Genomic DNA, 15,614 nt, shown 5'->3' with positions numbered 1-15,614 from the left:
TTCTCTGAATAAATTCATTAACGAAAGTTCTTCGTTTAGTTTGGGAAAACACCTGAGCGGTGCTGCAAAACTGGTTGTTTCCGGTGGAATCTCCGTTGATATGAAAGGACACTTTGAGGGAACGTCTTTTAAACTTGACCGGGAGATTTATGTTGATGCAAACATTGATTTGAGAGTCGATAAGCCTTCGTTTGACTTGAGTATTCCTGAACTGAATGTAAATGGGGTGTTACATGTTGGAACGAATAAAAATAACGATAGCCCATCCTCTTTGAATGCGAAATTTATTGTCGCTGCGGGTATTGGAGACAAAGGCGAAACATTGGCAAATATCAGTGGAGAATCCTTTGGTTTTGGTTATGCCTTTGACTTAGAAGGCGAACTCTTTGTTTATGTGGGTGATTCCTATCTTGGAAATATAAGCATCGACAAGTATATTGACGGAGTGAAAATTGCGTCTGATTTAACGAACCTGCCGGATGTCAGGATTGAAAGTGATGGTGCTGTAGAGTATAAAAAAATATCTCAAACGGATTTCGTCCTAAAAAAGTTGTCGACAGATCCAATCCCAGAAACTGGCGCGGTATTTGTTGTTGATATTTCAGGGATAATGGATGCTGTTGGTGATTTTATCAATAATCTCACAAATGGTAATCTTTATGAGAAATTAAAGTTAGCCGTTTCTGGGTTGGATTCGTTCTTGGATATCGTTGATACGACGATGAATGATGGGTTGGCGAATAGGTTGAAATCGCTGCCTGTTGCCGGGAATGCCCTGAGTGCTGGAGCTGATTTCATTGAGAAATTGCATCAATCAGTAATTGATCCTTTGGCGAACCTTGTTTATTCCTCGCCGGATTTGGATGCCAAGTCCATGGCGAGCTATTTTGTCAAATGGCTTGAAAGTTACATAAATCTAGACCTTATTGATTCGGATGACCAATTTAATGTAAATGCAGTGCGTCAGGATTGGACTAATGCTGGAAGTGGTGTTTACTATCGTAGTGAAATAACAGAAGAAAATGAATGCGCCGAATGGTTTTTCACTTTGGCGGATGAATATAAATTCGGAACAAATCTTGACTTTGATTTGGGTTTCCCTGGTCTTGGCTTAAAGGGGCAAGGCGGAGTAGGATTGAGCCTTCTTTGGCAGTTGAACTTTGGTATTGGCATTTCTCAAGACAAGGGTTTCTACCTAATCTTGCCTGATGGTGATGAATTGAAAATCAAAGTCAATGTCAAGCTGAATGAAACAGGAACTGAATCTACAATAACAGGCCGTTTAGCTGGGCTTGGTGCAAAATTGTCGAATAAGATTGAAAACTCTATTGTAGACGAATTTGCAGAAGCGTCGTTAAATATTGATCTTAATAAGAATGAAGATGAAAATATAGGTGTAGAAACTAAATCAATTGGTGAAATCCTATCAAATGCTCCGAGTGTTGCCTTTGATGCTTCTGTAGAGTTGAAGTATGCAATAGAGGTTGGTGTTATAGGTGACAATGATGTTTCCGCCAAGTTCCCCAATATTACGGGAATCTTCGAATTTGCATGGGGTCTTGATACCGGTGTTACTTCTTTAGGCTTTTCTACCTTGAAAATAGACCTTGGCTCCTTTGTAAAAGGAACGCTTGGGTCTGTAATCTCTAAAATTAGGACGGTCCTTGAACCTGTTGAACCCATTATTGAATTCCTGACATCTCCGTTCCCTGTTCTTGATGATTTGGGATTGAGTATTTCTCCACTTGACCTGGCGAAGATGTGTAATCCTGATATAAAGGTTGATTTCATCTATGCCATGCAAGATTTACTTGTGTTGGCAAATAAAATTAAAGGCTTAAGCGATGTGAATGGAATTGTTTTGCCTGATTTGCAGTTGATTAAAGGCAAACTTGATAGCGAAAAAAGTGTTTCAAATGCATTTTTAAATGGATCTGGAAAACTTTCTGCAATTACAAGCAATATTGAAAACTACTTTGACAAATTTGACGAATTCAAGCAGACATACGGAATTTCTAGTTTAAATGAATTGAAAACCCTGTTTACGGAAGAAATGAATAGCCATGTTGATTCTAGTGGTGTCAGCGCAGGCTTTACGTCAAACGGTGGTGGCTGGGAATTTTTCTGGGATAATCCGACTGAAATTTACAAGTTGCTGCTTGGCGAAGATATCATGCTTGTCAAGTACCATATGCCAGAATTGGATTTCAATTTCAACTGGGACCAATTTTTCCCAGTGGTGGGTCCGCTCGGTGTTCGGGCCAGTGTTACATTTGGCGCGAAAATAGATTTTACCTTTGGTTACGATACCTTGGGAATCCGTCAATGGGTGAAAAGCGATTTCAGGGATGTTGAAAAATTGATGAATGGCTTTTACCTGGATAATAGTGATGGTAAACCTGAACTCACGTTCTATGGAGGTCTAGGGGCATCCGCTGAACTTAATGTGGGGGTAAAAGCTGGTGTTGGTGGTGGCGTGGATATAAATATATATCTTGACGCTTTTGACCCGAACAAGGATGACAAATTACGTATTGGCGAAATAAAAGAAATCATCAATGAACTTGGTGCTTTAAGTTTATTTGACGTAAGGGGTGAAATAACTGCGCAACTGTCCGCCTATATCAAATTTTTATTCTATACAAAACGTTGGGATATTACTAGCAAGATAACACTATTCAGTTTCGATGTTAATAACCAAATGCCAACGGTTTGGGCAAGTGAAAGTGATGGTAATGTCATTGCGAATGTGGGTGACAGTGCTGAGTCTCGAATTAACGATACCTCAAATAGAAATGAAAAGGTAACTTACATAATAGATGGAGATAAGGTCTCTTGGGAAGATGGCTCAAAGAAGGAACTTCAAGTAGCGAGTGGAAAAATTTTTAAGATTGATGCCAAGGACGGCAATGATGAAATCACTGTAAAATCTGAGGATGGAAAAAATGCAACCATAAATATTTTGATTGATGCCGGTGAAGGCGACGACATCATTGATTTGTCTGGTTTGTCTATTGATAGTTCTCATTACGTAATTATTGTTGGCGGAGCAGGCAAGGATAAGATAAGGGGGGCCAAGGGCAAGAATATTGTTTTCGGTGATAACGCCGTGTTTGTCTATAACAAAAATGGCGATATTGTAGGAATTCAGGAAGTTCCCGTTGATTCGGGAAATTCTGGGGACGACTATATCGATTTGAGTGCTAGTACCTCGGAAAATATCGTCTTTGGTGGAGCCGGAAATGATCAAATTCTTGGTGGTACGGGAAATGATATTTTAGTTGGCGATGGCGGAAGGATTGCTGTAGACTTGGTTGGTTCTTATGCCAATGCAATAATTTCTCATACTTCGCTAAGCAGCGAAGGCGGCAGCGATATCATTTATGGAAATGCTGGTTCTGATAAGATTTACGGCGGTGCCGGAAACGACTCTATAGATGGTGGTGCTGGCGATGATGTAATTCATGGCGAAAAGGGCGACGACCGCATTGGGGGCGGCTCTGGGAACGATGAACTTTATGGCGAGGCTGGCATGGATGTACTCGTCGGAGATTCAAGTGACAACCTTGACCTTTCGGGATTGTTTGGAAGCCAGATAAAGTCTGTCATAGCGCAGGAGTTTCTCGAATCTTATAAATTCAATTCAGACAATTTATCCGTCGCATTACTGTCGCTGGACACATGGTTTGGCGTTACAACTCCTTCCGATAGCGACATGGCTGATGACGACAGAATCTATGGCGGGGAAGGTCAGGATGTGCTGATTGGAGGAGCCGGAAACGACCATGTCGAGGGCGGCATCGGCAACGATATAATCCATGGCGGTTCTGGAAACGATAAACTTTATGGAGGCTTGGATAACGATGTTATTTATGGCGGTCTCGACAGTGATTTAATTTATGGCGAATCTGGAAACGATACTATCTATGGTGATAATGGTCTTGTTGGTATGAGCATCCCATCGACCTCTGGTCTCGATGCGGAAATTACATTCGGAATAAACCTTGGATTGCTTGGGAAAATTTATCCTGATGCCCAAAGTGAACTTGGTAACGATGATCAAATCTTCACTGGTTCGGGAATGGATTTTGTCGATGGACAAGGCGGAAATGACGAAGTTACCGTAGAATTTATGGGTGATAGCACTCTAGGTTATGCGAATGTATTTGATAGCGGAGAATCCTCAGGTGATACACTAATTGTTAACGGAACAAATTACAATGACAAATTGCTTGTGCGTGCATCTGAGTATGGCGTTGGTTTTGTCGCGTTAGTTCCGAATATTGATATAGATAATGCCGTAAATAATACCAATCTGGAACGAGTTAACTTTTCGTCAAAAGCAGATTTTGTTCAACTGAATACTGGCGATGGAAATGACCGCGTTTCAATTGATGGAACCGTTACTGATATGTCGATTAACGGCGGTGCTGGCAACGATTCGTTCCAAATAGGTCAATTGTATGAATCTAGGCGAAATTCTGTTGCAAATGTTGCTGAAAACGATCTCTTTAATACCGTCCGCACATCAGATGGATACCTAAGTGAGGGCGTTGGACAGAATACATCTTTAACCCTTAATGGTGAAGAAGGCGAGGATAATTTCAACTTGCTACATAGTGTTGGAGATACCAATATGTTTGGTGGCGCCGACAATGATACATTTACTATTAATGGCTTGTCTTATGATGAAGAACCCGGAAAGACCGGAACCGTTGAAAATGGTTCAATTGGCATAGATGGTGGGGCCGGTATTGATAAGATGATAATGAATGGCACCCGTGGCGATGACACATTTGTTTTGACCGACAAGGGCCTGATTAGTGATATTGCGGCGGTTGATGCTGTTGGTGTAGAGGAAACACTCGTAAATGCTGGTGATGGAGATGATCTCTATTATGTAATCAGTAGCAAGGCAGATAACGCTATTGAACTTAATGGCGGTAATGGTAATGATACTGTAGCTGTTGGTGGTATGCCCAAACAGTCATTTAAGTCCACCAATGTTGAAGGAATGACTGAAACAGTTACATTTGCGATGGGTGATGATAAAATTATTGACAGTTTTACAATTGTTGATACCGAAGAACCTGTTGTATTTTTGCAAGATGCGAATGGAAACTTTGTTTCGAAAGTGTCAGTAGTTGAAGGTCAACGGTCTGGTGCTATTACGGTTGGCTATGCAGGTAATTTAGCAGATGGTGAAGAAATTGAAGTCACGATTAGTATTCCTCGCGTGTCAAAGAATGCTTTGCAGAGTGGCAACCGCGGTATTGGACTTTCTAAGGATGGATTGTCTGCTTGTGAAAATACAATTACTTTAAGATTGACAAGTGCTGGTGATTCCGCTACAGGAACATTCTATGTTCACGCATTAAGCGATTTACTTGCTGAGGGGGCTGTCTCGACAGGTTTGATTATAAAGTCGAGGAAAATTGATGCTTCTGGAACTTCGCACAATTTGAAACAGGTTTCAATGACCGTTGAAGTGTCTGATGAAAGTGCTTCTGTCTCGGATAACAAGGGCTTGATTGCTAAAACTTCGTCGTATAATTTAGATGTAAATAATCCAATTATTGAGTTAGAAGACGGTTGTGCAGGAATAGAGCTTGTCTTTATTGATGGTTTGACAAGAAGTCTTATAAACGAAGTTGATTATTCAATTTCTGGCAACTCGCTTACTATTACAAATGATGAACTGAAAGCATTTTTGTCAACAATTAGTCAGCCGACTTTATATGTTCATTATCGCTTAAGTGAAATGGCTGTTAGTGGGAGTAGCATCAGTCTTGCTTATAGTTCTTTTGATGAAAATGAAGATTTCTGCGTGATGTTGGACTCCTTGCAAATAGGAAATAAAGCTCAAATGGGCGCAGGAACTTATAGTAGTGACTATTATTATGTTCTTAGCGGTTCAACAATAACATTCTATAGCGCTACAACTCAACGTCAGGTTGCGGTAAACGGAAATGTTTCTGTCGTTGCAACAAAAAAATTACAACTTGATTCTGTGAAACCACTCATAGATAATGTTGTTGTGGGAACTGCTTTTTCTGTTAGGAAGAACCAGATAAAGATATACGAGTCTACAGAAACATCTAAGGATGATGCTGATGCTTCCTCTTGCATTGAGTACACGATTACATTGGCCGAAAAATTGACTGAAGGTGAGACGGCGGACATTGTCATGCATTTAGATGAACTCCAAAATGTGTGTGTAGATGGCGCAGTCCAGAATGCAGATGGATCCTATACTATTCATTTTGAAGGAATTGGGGTTGATACAGCTGTTGTCAGAATATATGCATTAAATGGATGCTGTGACCCTGCAAAAATGGCAAAAAAAGTTGTGCCAGAACATGCTAAGGACATTAGCGAAATTCGTGGAAATATTGTCGCAAATGGCTTTGGTGAAGCCGGCGGAATTGATGCGGGCGACACGACCGTCCTTACCTATAATCATAAATTGACGAACAATGATGCTGTTGCTGAACCAGAAAGTAATACGCGAATTGATGGCGATGTGTTCGGAAACCAAGTAGCAGAAGATCCTAATGCGGAAAGTGGTAATGTTGATCGAATTATCGTCAATAATCAGGAATCTTCCCTTGCTCGTTCTGAAACAACCCTAGAGAGTGTAAATGATGTTGGCGAGGAACTGAACACGGAATCGCTCCTATTTACCAATAGTGATCTTGCGCAGGGCAAAGGTATTACGGCGAATGAAATGGAATTTGCCGAGTTTAACTTAGGTAAAGGAAAAGATCAAGTTGACATTTCGAAGACCCTTTATCGTGAAGACGGATTCCAGACATTTACTGTGGTAAATACCGGTGACGCAAATGATTTGTTGGATGCATCTGAGTATGATGACCAGGTCGTTGTTGAAAGTTATGGTGATAAGGATGGAACACTGGTTTTGAATACCCAAGGCGGCAAGGACAAAATTGTCGCGACTTCTGACGAGATAACGAAGGATGGTATCATTGCCTTTGGTGGCAATGGCTCAGATGAAATAGATGTTGCACAGGGTGTGATTGCTTTCGGCGACAAAGGCAACGTTCTGTATAAGAATGCGGCAGGCGCGTCCGTGACGAATCTCGGTTACGATATTGGTGGAAACATTATCTACACTAGAGTTGAAAAAGATGCCCAAGGAAATCTGCAGAAACAAACGGATGGTGTGGCTAGAGGTGCAAGTTCCATTAAATCTGTTCAACCTTCTGAAGGCAATCGTGATATTATTACTGCTGGAGGAAAAGATAGCGTTGTAGTCGGTGGCTATGGAAATGACGATATCACGATTAATGGCGCAAATAATGTAATTCTCGGAGATAATGGTGAAATCAACTATAGTTCTAATGAAACGACAGATACGACTTGGAATAACCAAGACGGTCTTGAATCTTATATCTCTAAGGTAAAGACGATAGAAAATGGAATTGGTGATGTAGATAATATTGAGATTACAGGTTCTGAAAATATCGTTATGGGTGGAGACAAAGGTGATTTCATCAATATTGGAGAATCTGGAGTAGAAAATAGCGGAAAAAATAATGTTGTTCTTGGTGATGGCGGAGAATACGAAGTTAATAATGATAAAACCAGTGTGAAAGTCACAACCGATGATGACTCAATTGGTGGTGCTGACGAGATTAATGTCTATGGTGGTGGAAACATCGTCATGGGTGGCGCTCAAAGTGATGAAATAACCATTGGTGAAAGTGCTTCCTCAAGCAGTAATGAAAATGTTGTTCTTGGTGATGCCGGTCGATATGAATTAAAGAAAAATGAATCGCTGGAAATTCAGACGAAGAATGATTCCATTGGTGGCGTAGACTCTATTAAAATATATGGTGGAGACAATGTTGCCATGGGTGGAGCCTTTGGTGATACGATCGAAATAGTCGGGACAACTAATGTTGTACTTGGTGACGGAGGCCTTGCTGAATACGATAAATCTAACGTCTCTAATATGGTAAATTCTGGCTTGCAGAAAGTTGAAACACAGGCTGATGCTGAAGGTGGCGTTGATGATATTGACATTCATGGCGACAGAAATGTTGTGATGGGGGGTGCCTATGGTGATGAAGTTGATATTGACGGTGCTGACAATGTTGTTGTTGGCGATGGCGGTAAATATCAGGTTGAAGAAGACTATCGTACCATTGAAACAAGGTCGGAACATGATGGCGGACATGATACTATAAATACAGGAAATGGTCGAAATGTCGTAATGGGTGGTATGGATTCTGATGAAATTACTACGGGCAATGGAAACGATATTATTCTCGGCGATGGAGGCTTTGCTAAAGTAGATAATGACTTTAATGCGCTGATGGTCTCCAACGAGGGTTACAATGTTGGAACCGACCTGGGAACGGCCGGTGCCGATGACATTGATGCGGGCAACGGCGACAATGTGGTGTTCGGCGGCCTTGATGGTGACGATATCCGTACCGGGACAGGGAAGGATGTCGTGTTCGGCGACAACGGCTTTGCGACCTTCAGGGGCAACGCCGCCGAAGCGGAAGAACAGGTAACCGATACGCAGAGCATTCCCGAGACCCGCACCGAGGCGACGCTCTCGTTCAACTTCATGGGTGCCTCGCAGACGGGGCTTTCTTCGGAAGATGTTGCGGGTGCGGCAGATTTCGCGAAGGCGAACTGGAACAATGTGGGCGGTAGCCTTGCCGGGACCTACGGCAACGATGACCGCGAGATTGTGCGCTTCGACGACAACACCCGCGCAAGCGCCGTGAGCGTAAGCTACGGCGGCATCGAGAGTCACCGCAATACGAGCACCGACAACCGTATCAACTTGCAGGCCTACGGCCACAACCTTCCGAACGCCTCTACCGATGCCGATGCGGCGCTCATGAACAGCGGCTACATGACTACCGCTCCGGGCAACCAGTGCGACAACAGGCTGGAAGTCGCCGTGGATGGCCTTGCTCAGTACTTTACCGATTACAGGGTGGCCGTCTACCTTGACATGCCCGACGCGAATTCCTGGGAAGGCCAGAGCATCCGCAAGGTGAGCCTGTATGTGGGTGACTCGACAGTTGCCCTGCAGAGTTTCTACGTGAACGACTGCGCCGGTTCCAACTTCAACGGCACCTACAAGCGTTCCGAATACACCAGCGCCGAGGCGATTTTGGCAGACCTCGCGCACAATGCGGCGGTTCTCTCCGGTGAGCTGACGGGCGATGATGCAGTGCTGATAGACACCACGGGCAACTACGTGGTGTTCGAAGTTCCAGCGGGTGTTGCCGCGGACAGCTTCCGCGTGATTATCGAGGACGGCTACACGCTCGACAACATCAACGGCAAGGACATTCCGGGCATAGCCGCCATCCAGGTGAAGGGAACCCTCCACGCGCAGGATGTGGCCGCCTCTACCGACATTGCCCATGGCGGTGCCGACACGGTTTACACTTCCGGTGGCGACGACATCGTGGTGGGCGGCACGGGTGGCGACACCTTGACGACCTACGGCGACGAGCGCTACGGCATCTACGACAACGATGTGGTGTTCGGCGACAATGCCAAGATGGTCTTTACCGACCGCGACAGCTCCGAGGCCACGGCCTCCACGCTCTCGCTTGCCGAGTCGCTTGATTCACGCACTGTGGCGGGCGACTACAACGACCATATATACACGGGTAACGGCAACGATGTCGTGGTAGGCGGCCAGGGGGCCGACCACATCGAATCCGGCGCGACAGCCGCAGCAGAAACGATGCTCGACGGAATCCAGGTTGCTTCGTTCAACTTTACCCGCGAGAATGCGACCGCAAGCGAGATAGTCGCTCCTGGTGATTATATCCCTGTGCTTGATGAAAACAATCAACCCGTTTATGAAAACGACAAACAGGTGTTCGACTTTATCCCGCACGAGACGGCGGGTGTTGTCGCGGATAACGACTGGACGAACCTCTACATAAAGAACAACGGCCTGCATGTCGTTGGCGAGAACTACACCAACGACCCCGTGACGCACGATGGCATAGGCATTTCGCTGGTTGCCTACGATACCGCCGTGGGCGACGGGACGCAGAATTCGAGCCTGATGCCGAAGGATGATGCCCAGCTTGACGGTGACACCTCGAATTCCAAGCTGTTCAACGCCTACTATGCTGCCCAACAGCAGCAGGAAATCAAGCTCACGCTTACGAACCTTGATTCCTTCGCGGGCGGTGCACCCTGCGATGTGTATGTGTACCTCGGCGGCGACCAGCAGAACACGGACACCTACAACTACCTGTTCGATGTATGGGGCCACCAGGTGGGCGGTGATACGCCCGACCAGCACTACTACCTGAACGACTGGACCGGTAGCCATTTCGACGGCGACTACCGCCGCGTTGAACGCGAGACCGCCCCGACAGCTGCCGAGCTGCTTTCGCAGGTTGCGCCCGACATGAGCCTGGTTGGAAACTACGTGGTGTTCCACGGTGTGAGCTCCGCTACCTTCGAGGTGCGAATCAGGAACCTGTTCACCGACACGAACCAGTGGTCGCTGAACCTGCCCGTGATAACCGCCGTGCAGGTGGTGGCGGGCGAGAACCGCGAAGAGGATATCGCCGTGGGTGGCGACCACGACAAGGACCTGGTCTTTGGTGATGATGCCCGCGTGACTTTCGATATAGACACGCCGTTCGCCCGCAACGAGAACCTGGCCGACTACGCGAACCGCGCCATCGAGGCCGAGAGCATACATTATGACGGCGCGGCCGTGGAAATCCCGCTGGACGAGAACGACGAACCTGTCGAGACGGGCGACACCATCTTGACGGGCAAGGACCGCGACGTGATTGTCGGTGGCGACTTCGGCGATACGATTACCATGGGCGACGGCGACGATGTGGCCCTTGGCGACAATGCCTCGTTGATCCTCGAACACAACAACCCCGTGGGCGTGTTCGCCCCCAGCGTGGAAATCATGCTGGAACAGCACACGGTGACGACATCGACGCCCGAGGTTTTCCTGGGCAACAACGATGCCGACGCCGATGACATCCAGGACAAGTTCGAGGATGGCGATGTGCCGGGCGTCACCCCGGAAACCTCCGAGAACGGGGCGACCGACACCTTTACGGACACGACCGACAAGGACTGGACCATACAGCAGGAAGTGACTCCGGGCACGATTTCGCAGACGATTGACATTTCTTCTGGTGCCCAAGTGGTAAACTTTGCCGAGGGCGAAACGGTGTTGCTGGTAAGCGACTCCTGGCCTGGCAACCAGTGGTGGCACCCGAATATCGTGATGGTGGCCGACGGCCAGGGCCATAGCGTTCCCGCTCTCGAGTGGGAATGGGACGTGAACGGCACTACCATGACGGCTACCACGCAGGAAGGCTACTACTTCACCGTAGATATACCCGACACCCCGAACGGAGACAACCGCTACGAAATCCGCGTGACTGCACTCACCGCAGGCACCGCCGTCATTTCTATCGGGGCCTAAGAAGTGATACAGGACCGTCAGCGCAAGATTTTCCACGAGTCGTGGTACCGCCTTGCGGGGAGCCGTATAGCTCTCCGTTCGAGCGTCCGTATTCACCGCCAGATATATCGGGGCGTCTTGTGGTATGTGCTCTACGAGCCGTTCACCAACCAGTATTTTCGTCTGCCGCAGGGGGCCTATTCCTTTGTTTCTCGACTTTCCGTGAGTAGGACCGTGGGCGAGATTTGGAACAGCATGCTGGAAAGCGGCGAGGGCGACATCCCGGGCCAGGGCGAAGTCATCGAGATGCTTGCGCAACTGTACCAGGCGAACATGCTGCTTTATGACGGCGTGGAAGATGGCACGAAACTTTTCGACCGCGACAAGAAAAAGACCCGCAAGAAGGTCAAGTCCACCTTGCTCAATATCTTTTTCCTGCGAATACCGGTATTCGACCCCGACCCGCTCCTGAACCGTTTACGGTGGCTGATCCGTATTCTGCTCAGTACGCCGATGATGCTGGTGTGGCTTGCGACGGTCATTGTCGCCGTCAAGTACGGTGTCGAGAACTTCGACGCACTCAAGGACCAGAGCGCGGGGTTCCTGGCTCCGTCGAACATTGGCTGGGTGTACGTGTGCACCGTGTTCGTGAAGCTGTTCCACGAGTTCGGGCATGCGAGCGTCGTCAAGAAATATGGCGGCGAGGTCCATACGCTGGGCGTGATGTTCATGCTCCTTGCGCCCCTGCCGTATGTGGATGCCACGGCGAGCTGGTCTTTCCGCAAGAAGCGGCACCGCGCCTTTGTGGGGGCCGCGGGAATGCTCTTCGAGTTCTTTATAGCCTCGGTGGCGCTCATACTCTGGGCGAACCTGGGCGGCGGCACGGCCCGCGCGCTCTGCTACAACGTGTTCATCATCTGCTCGGTCTCTACGGTGCTGTTCAACGTGAACCCGCTCATGCGCTTTGACGGCTACTACATATTGACCGACCTGCTGGACATGCCGAACCTGCAACAGCATTCCGTACGGCACCTGCAGTACCTTCTGGAACGATATGCCTTCCGTAAGCGCGACGCGGAACCGGTCGCCTTCAGGGCGAGCGAGAAGCTGATATACACGGTTTACGGGATATCCAGCACTGTCTACAGGTTTTTCCTCTTTGCGGGGTTCATCGTCGCCATATCGGCCCACTACCTGATACTTTCGTTTGTCATGGGAGTGCTCCTTTGCCTTACCATGGTGGTTATTCCGGTCGGGAAGTTTTTCAGGTATGTTTTCTGGGGCCGGGACTTTCGCAGGTCCGTAACCGTGCGGCAGTCTTGACGGTAGCCTTTTTCGCCCTGCTGATTGCGGCGCTGTTCTACTTGCCCGTTCCCGATACATTTACGGCCCCGGGTGTACTGGAAGCCCGCCATTACGAGAACACCATAGCGAACGAGGGCGGCTTTGCGGCCAAGCTCTATCGAGGGAGCTATAGCGCAGTCAACAAGGGCGACACGCTAGTGCTCTTGCAGAATCTGGAACTCAAGTATGCGGTAGAGGCGAAGCGTTCCGAAATACAGGAAGCGCGGCAGATGTATTACCGTGCTCTGAACGAGGCCCCCGAGGATATGCACCCGCTCGAAAAGCGTCTTTCGGTATTGAAGCAGGAGCTTGAAGAACTCGAAAAGAGCGAGAGCGAACTTGCACTTGTCGCGGGGATGGACGGAATCTGGAGTGCGCCCGGCATCGAGGACTATCAGGGGCGCTGGGTAGGCAAGGGCGATTCGCTGGGCATCTTGCTGGATACGACCGCGTTCGATTTTTTGGCAGTGGTAAACCAGGAAGATGGCGCAAGGTTGTTTACGGACAAGCCCGTTCGCGCGTCGGTGCGCTTGCATGGCGATGTATTTAAGGAACTGAAGGTGGTCTCTGCCATGGCTATCCCCAGTGCGCAAGACCGCTTGCCCTCGAATGCGCTGGGTTGGCTCGGGGGTGGGGAAGTCGAGACGAAGAGCGACGGGTATTCGGAACAGACGGCGGAACCCGTTTACCTTGTAAGGGCCGAGATGCCCGATTCGATGGATGTTTGCCGCCTGCACGGAAGGACGGGCAAGATTCGTATTCAGCTTGGCTATGCTCCCTTGGCCGTCCAGGGGATACGCAAGGTACGGCAGGCGTTGCAAAAATACTACAAGATGTGATGGACTTGACTGGCGACTACAGGCTTACTTCGTTGAAACGCGTGGAGAAGATTCCCGTGGGTATCGATGCGTTTGTGTTCCGGCTTGTCGGACGCTTCAGGAGCCGTCGTTCCGTTATCTGGCGCATTCTGCGGACCGCAAGGGAGATCGATAGGCTCGGTCGCAGTCTTTCGGACCAGTCTGACGCCGAGCTGAAAGGGCGGATAGAAGGGCTTGCCGCCCTGCTCAAGCGTCCTGTCAAGGACTCGACCCTTTGCGAGGCATTCGCGTTGATGCAGGAGGCCGCTTTCCGGACGATGGGGTATAGGCCTTATGTGGAGCAGATTGCGGGAGCCCTTTGCCTTTATCGTGGCTATATCGCCGAGATGTCCACCGGCGAGGGCAAGACGATTACCGCCGCCATGTGTGCAGCGGTGCGCGGCTTGTCGGGTATGCCGTGCCATGTGATAACCGCCAATGATTACCTGGCAAGCCGCGACGCGCAGATAATGAAGCCGCTGTTTGACTATTGTGGCCTTACTGTGGGAGCCGTGACCGGTGCGATGAAGCCGGAAGAACGAAGGGCGGGCTATGCCGCCGCGATTACCTACTCTACGGCGAAGGAAGTGCTGGCCGACTTCTTGCGGGACCGTATCGCCATGGGGAAGATGCAGAACTTTTCGAAGCGGCTCCTGGACCGTTTTAGCTTGCAGGGCGGGGAGTTCGGCAGGGGAGTGGTGCAGCGGGGGCTATGCACCGCCATTGTCGATGAGGCTGATAACGTGCTGATTGACGAGGCCGTGACGCCGCTGATTATTTCTAGGGAAAACAAGAACGAGGGCTTTAACGAAAGCTGTAGACAGGCCTACGAACTTTCGGGAAAGTTGCAGGAAGGAATCGACTTCCTTGTCGATGGCAAGTTGCGCACAATCCATTTCTTGATTGACATGGATGAATGGCTCGAAGGCCCCGCGTCGAGCGGCTTTTCAAAGGCTGCATTCCTGAAGGACCTGATTCGTCAGGCGCTGACGGCGCGGTACCTTTTTGTAGCCGGTCGCCAGTATGTCGTGGAAGAGGGTAAGGTCGTAATCGTGGACGAGTCCACGGGCCGCAAGATGCCCATGCGTTCCTGGAACGGCGGGCTTCACCAGATGATAGAACTGAAGGAAGGGCTGGAACTTTCGGGGCTCAAGGAAACCGAGGCCCGAATGAGTTTCCAGCGATTCTTTAGGCTCTACAAGAATTTCTCGGGTATGACGGGGACCGGTAAGGAGGCCCTCGGTGAATTCTGGACTATTTACGGGTCCCCGGTCCTCTGCGTCCCGAACCATCGTCGCTGTCTTCGCAAGATTTCCATGCTCAGGATTTTCTCTACAAAGGAAAGCAAGCGTGTCGCCATAGTCCGTGAAGTGATGAATGTCCATGCGACGGGCCGCCCCGTGCTTATTGGGACGAAGGATATAGACGAAAGCGAAACGCTGGCCGAAATGATTACGGCTCTCGGGCTTGAATGCCGCGTGATAAATGCCGTGCGTAGCGACGACGAGGCCGCGATTATCGAGCGTGCCGGACGCCTGGGCGCGATAACTGTCGCTACAAACATGGCCGGGCGCGGCACGGATATCAAGATACCGGACAAGGTAAAGAAACTTGGCGGACTGCACGTGATTGCCACGGAATGTAACCCGTCGTCCAGAATCGACCGGCAGTTGTTCGGGCGCGCCGCAAGGCAGGGCGACCCCGGCAGCGCAAGCCATTACGCAAGTTTCGAGGATGATGTGCTGCGCCGGAACCTGCCGGGACCGCTGTGGACCCTTATGCGGCATCTCGGAAGGCTCTCTGCGCTCGCCGTGAGGTGGGCGCAGTATTCGGCGGGCAGAAAAGCGATGAAAAGTCGCCTTTCGGTGCAGCGGACAGACACCTGGCTGGAAGATTCTCTCGGCTTCAGTGGGAACGGCGTGTAGGACTGTGTAGAATCTACACATCGCCGTGACACAACT

At 49.0% G+C, this 15,614-nt stretch carries 4 protein-coding genes; all 4 read left to right on the top strand.

Features of this window, described 5'->3' with window-relative positions:
• The first annotated feature begins 40 nt into the window (after positions 1–40).
• Positions 41–11,473, top strand: coding sequence for a calcium-binding protein (locus tag BGX14_RS03975; RefSeq protein ID WP_095879124.1), 11,433 nt, complete (start codon positions 41–43; stop codon positions 11,471–11,473).
• A gap of 117 nt (positions 11,474–11,590) precedes the next feature.
• Positions 11,591–12,775: a hypothetical protein gene (locus BGX14_RS03970; RefSeq protein WP_158223225.1), complete on the top strand. Its 1,185-nt coding sequence runs from the start codon at positions 11,591–11,593 to the stop codon at positions 12,773–12,775.
• Positions 12,772–13,635 (top strand): hypothetical protein, encoded by an 864-nt coding sequence (locus BGX14_RS03965; RefSeq protein WP_095879122.1) that lies wholly within the window; start codon positions 12,772–12,774, stop codon positions 13,633–13,635. Before BGX14_RS03970 ends, BGX14_RS03965 begins: the two co-directional genes overlap by 4 nt.
• Positions 13,635–15,578, top strand: coding sequence for a hypothetical protein (locus BGX14_RS03960; protein ID WP_095879121.1), 1,944 nt, complete (start codon positions 13,635–13,637; stop codon positions 15,576–15,578). The genes BGX14_RS03965 and BGX14_RS03960 overlap by 1 nt, the downstream gene beginning before the upstream one ends.
• Positions 15,579–15,614: the final 36 nt, after the last annotated feature.

This window comes from Fibrobacter sp. UWS1 (assembly GCF_002300445.1).
GTDB classification, from domain to species: Bacteria; Fibrobacterota; Fibrobacteria; order Fibrobacterales; family Fibrobacteraceae; genus Hallerella; species Hallerella intestinalis.
Note: the sequence above shows the minus strand (reverse complement) of the source record. Positions and strands in the feature narration are given on the sequence as shown.

Coding starts and splice junctions, on each gene's coding strand:
- BGX14_RS03960 (WP_095879121.1), top strand. CDS start 13,635: ATGGACTTGACTGGCGACTACAGGCTTACTTCGTTGAAACGCGTGGAG.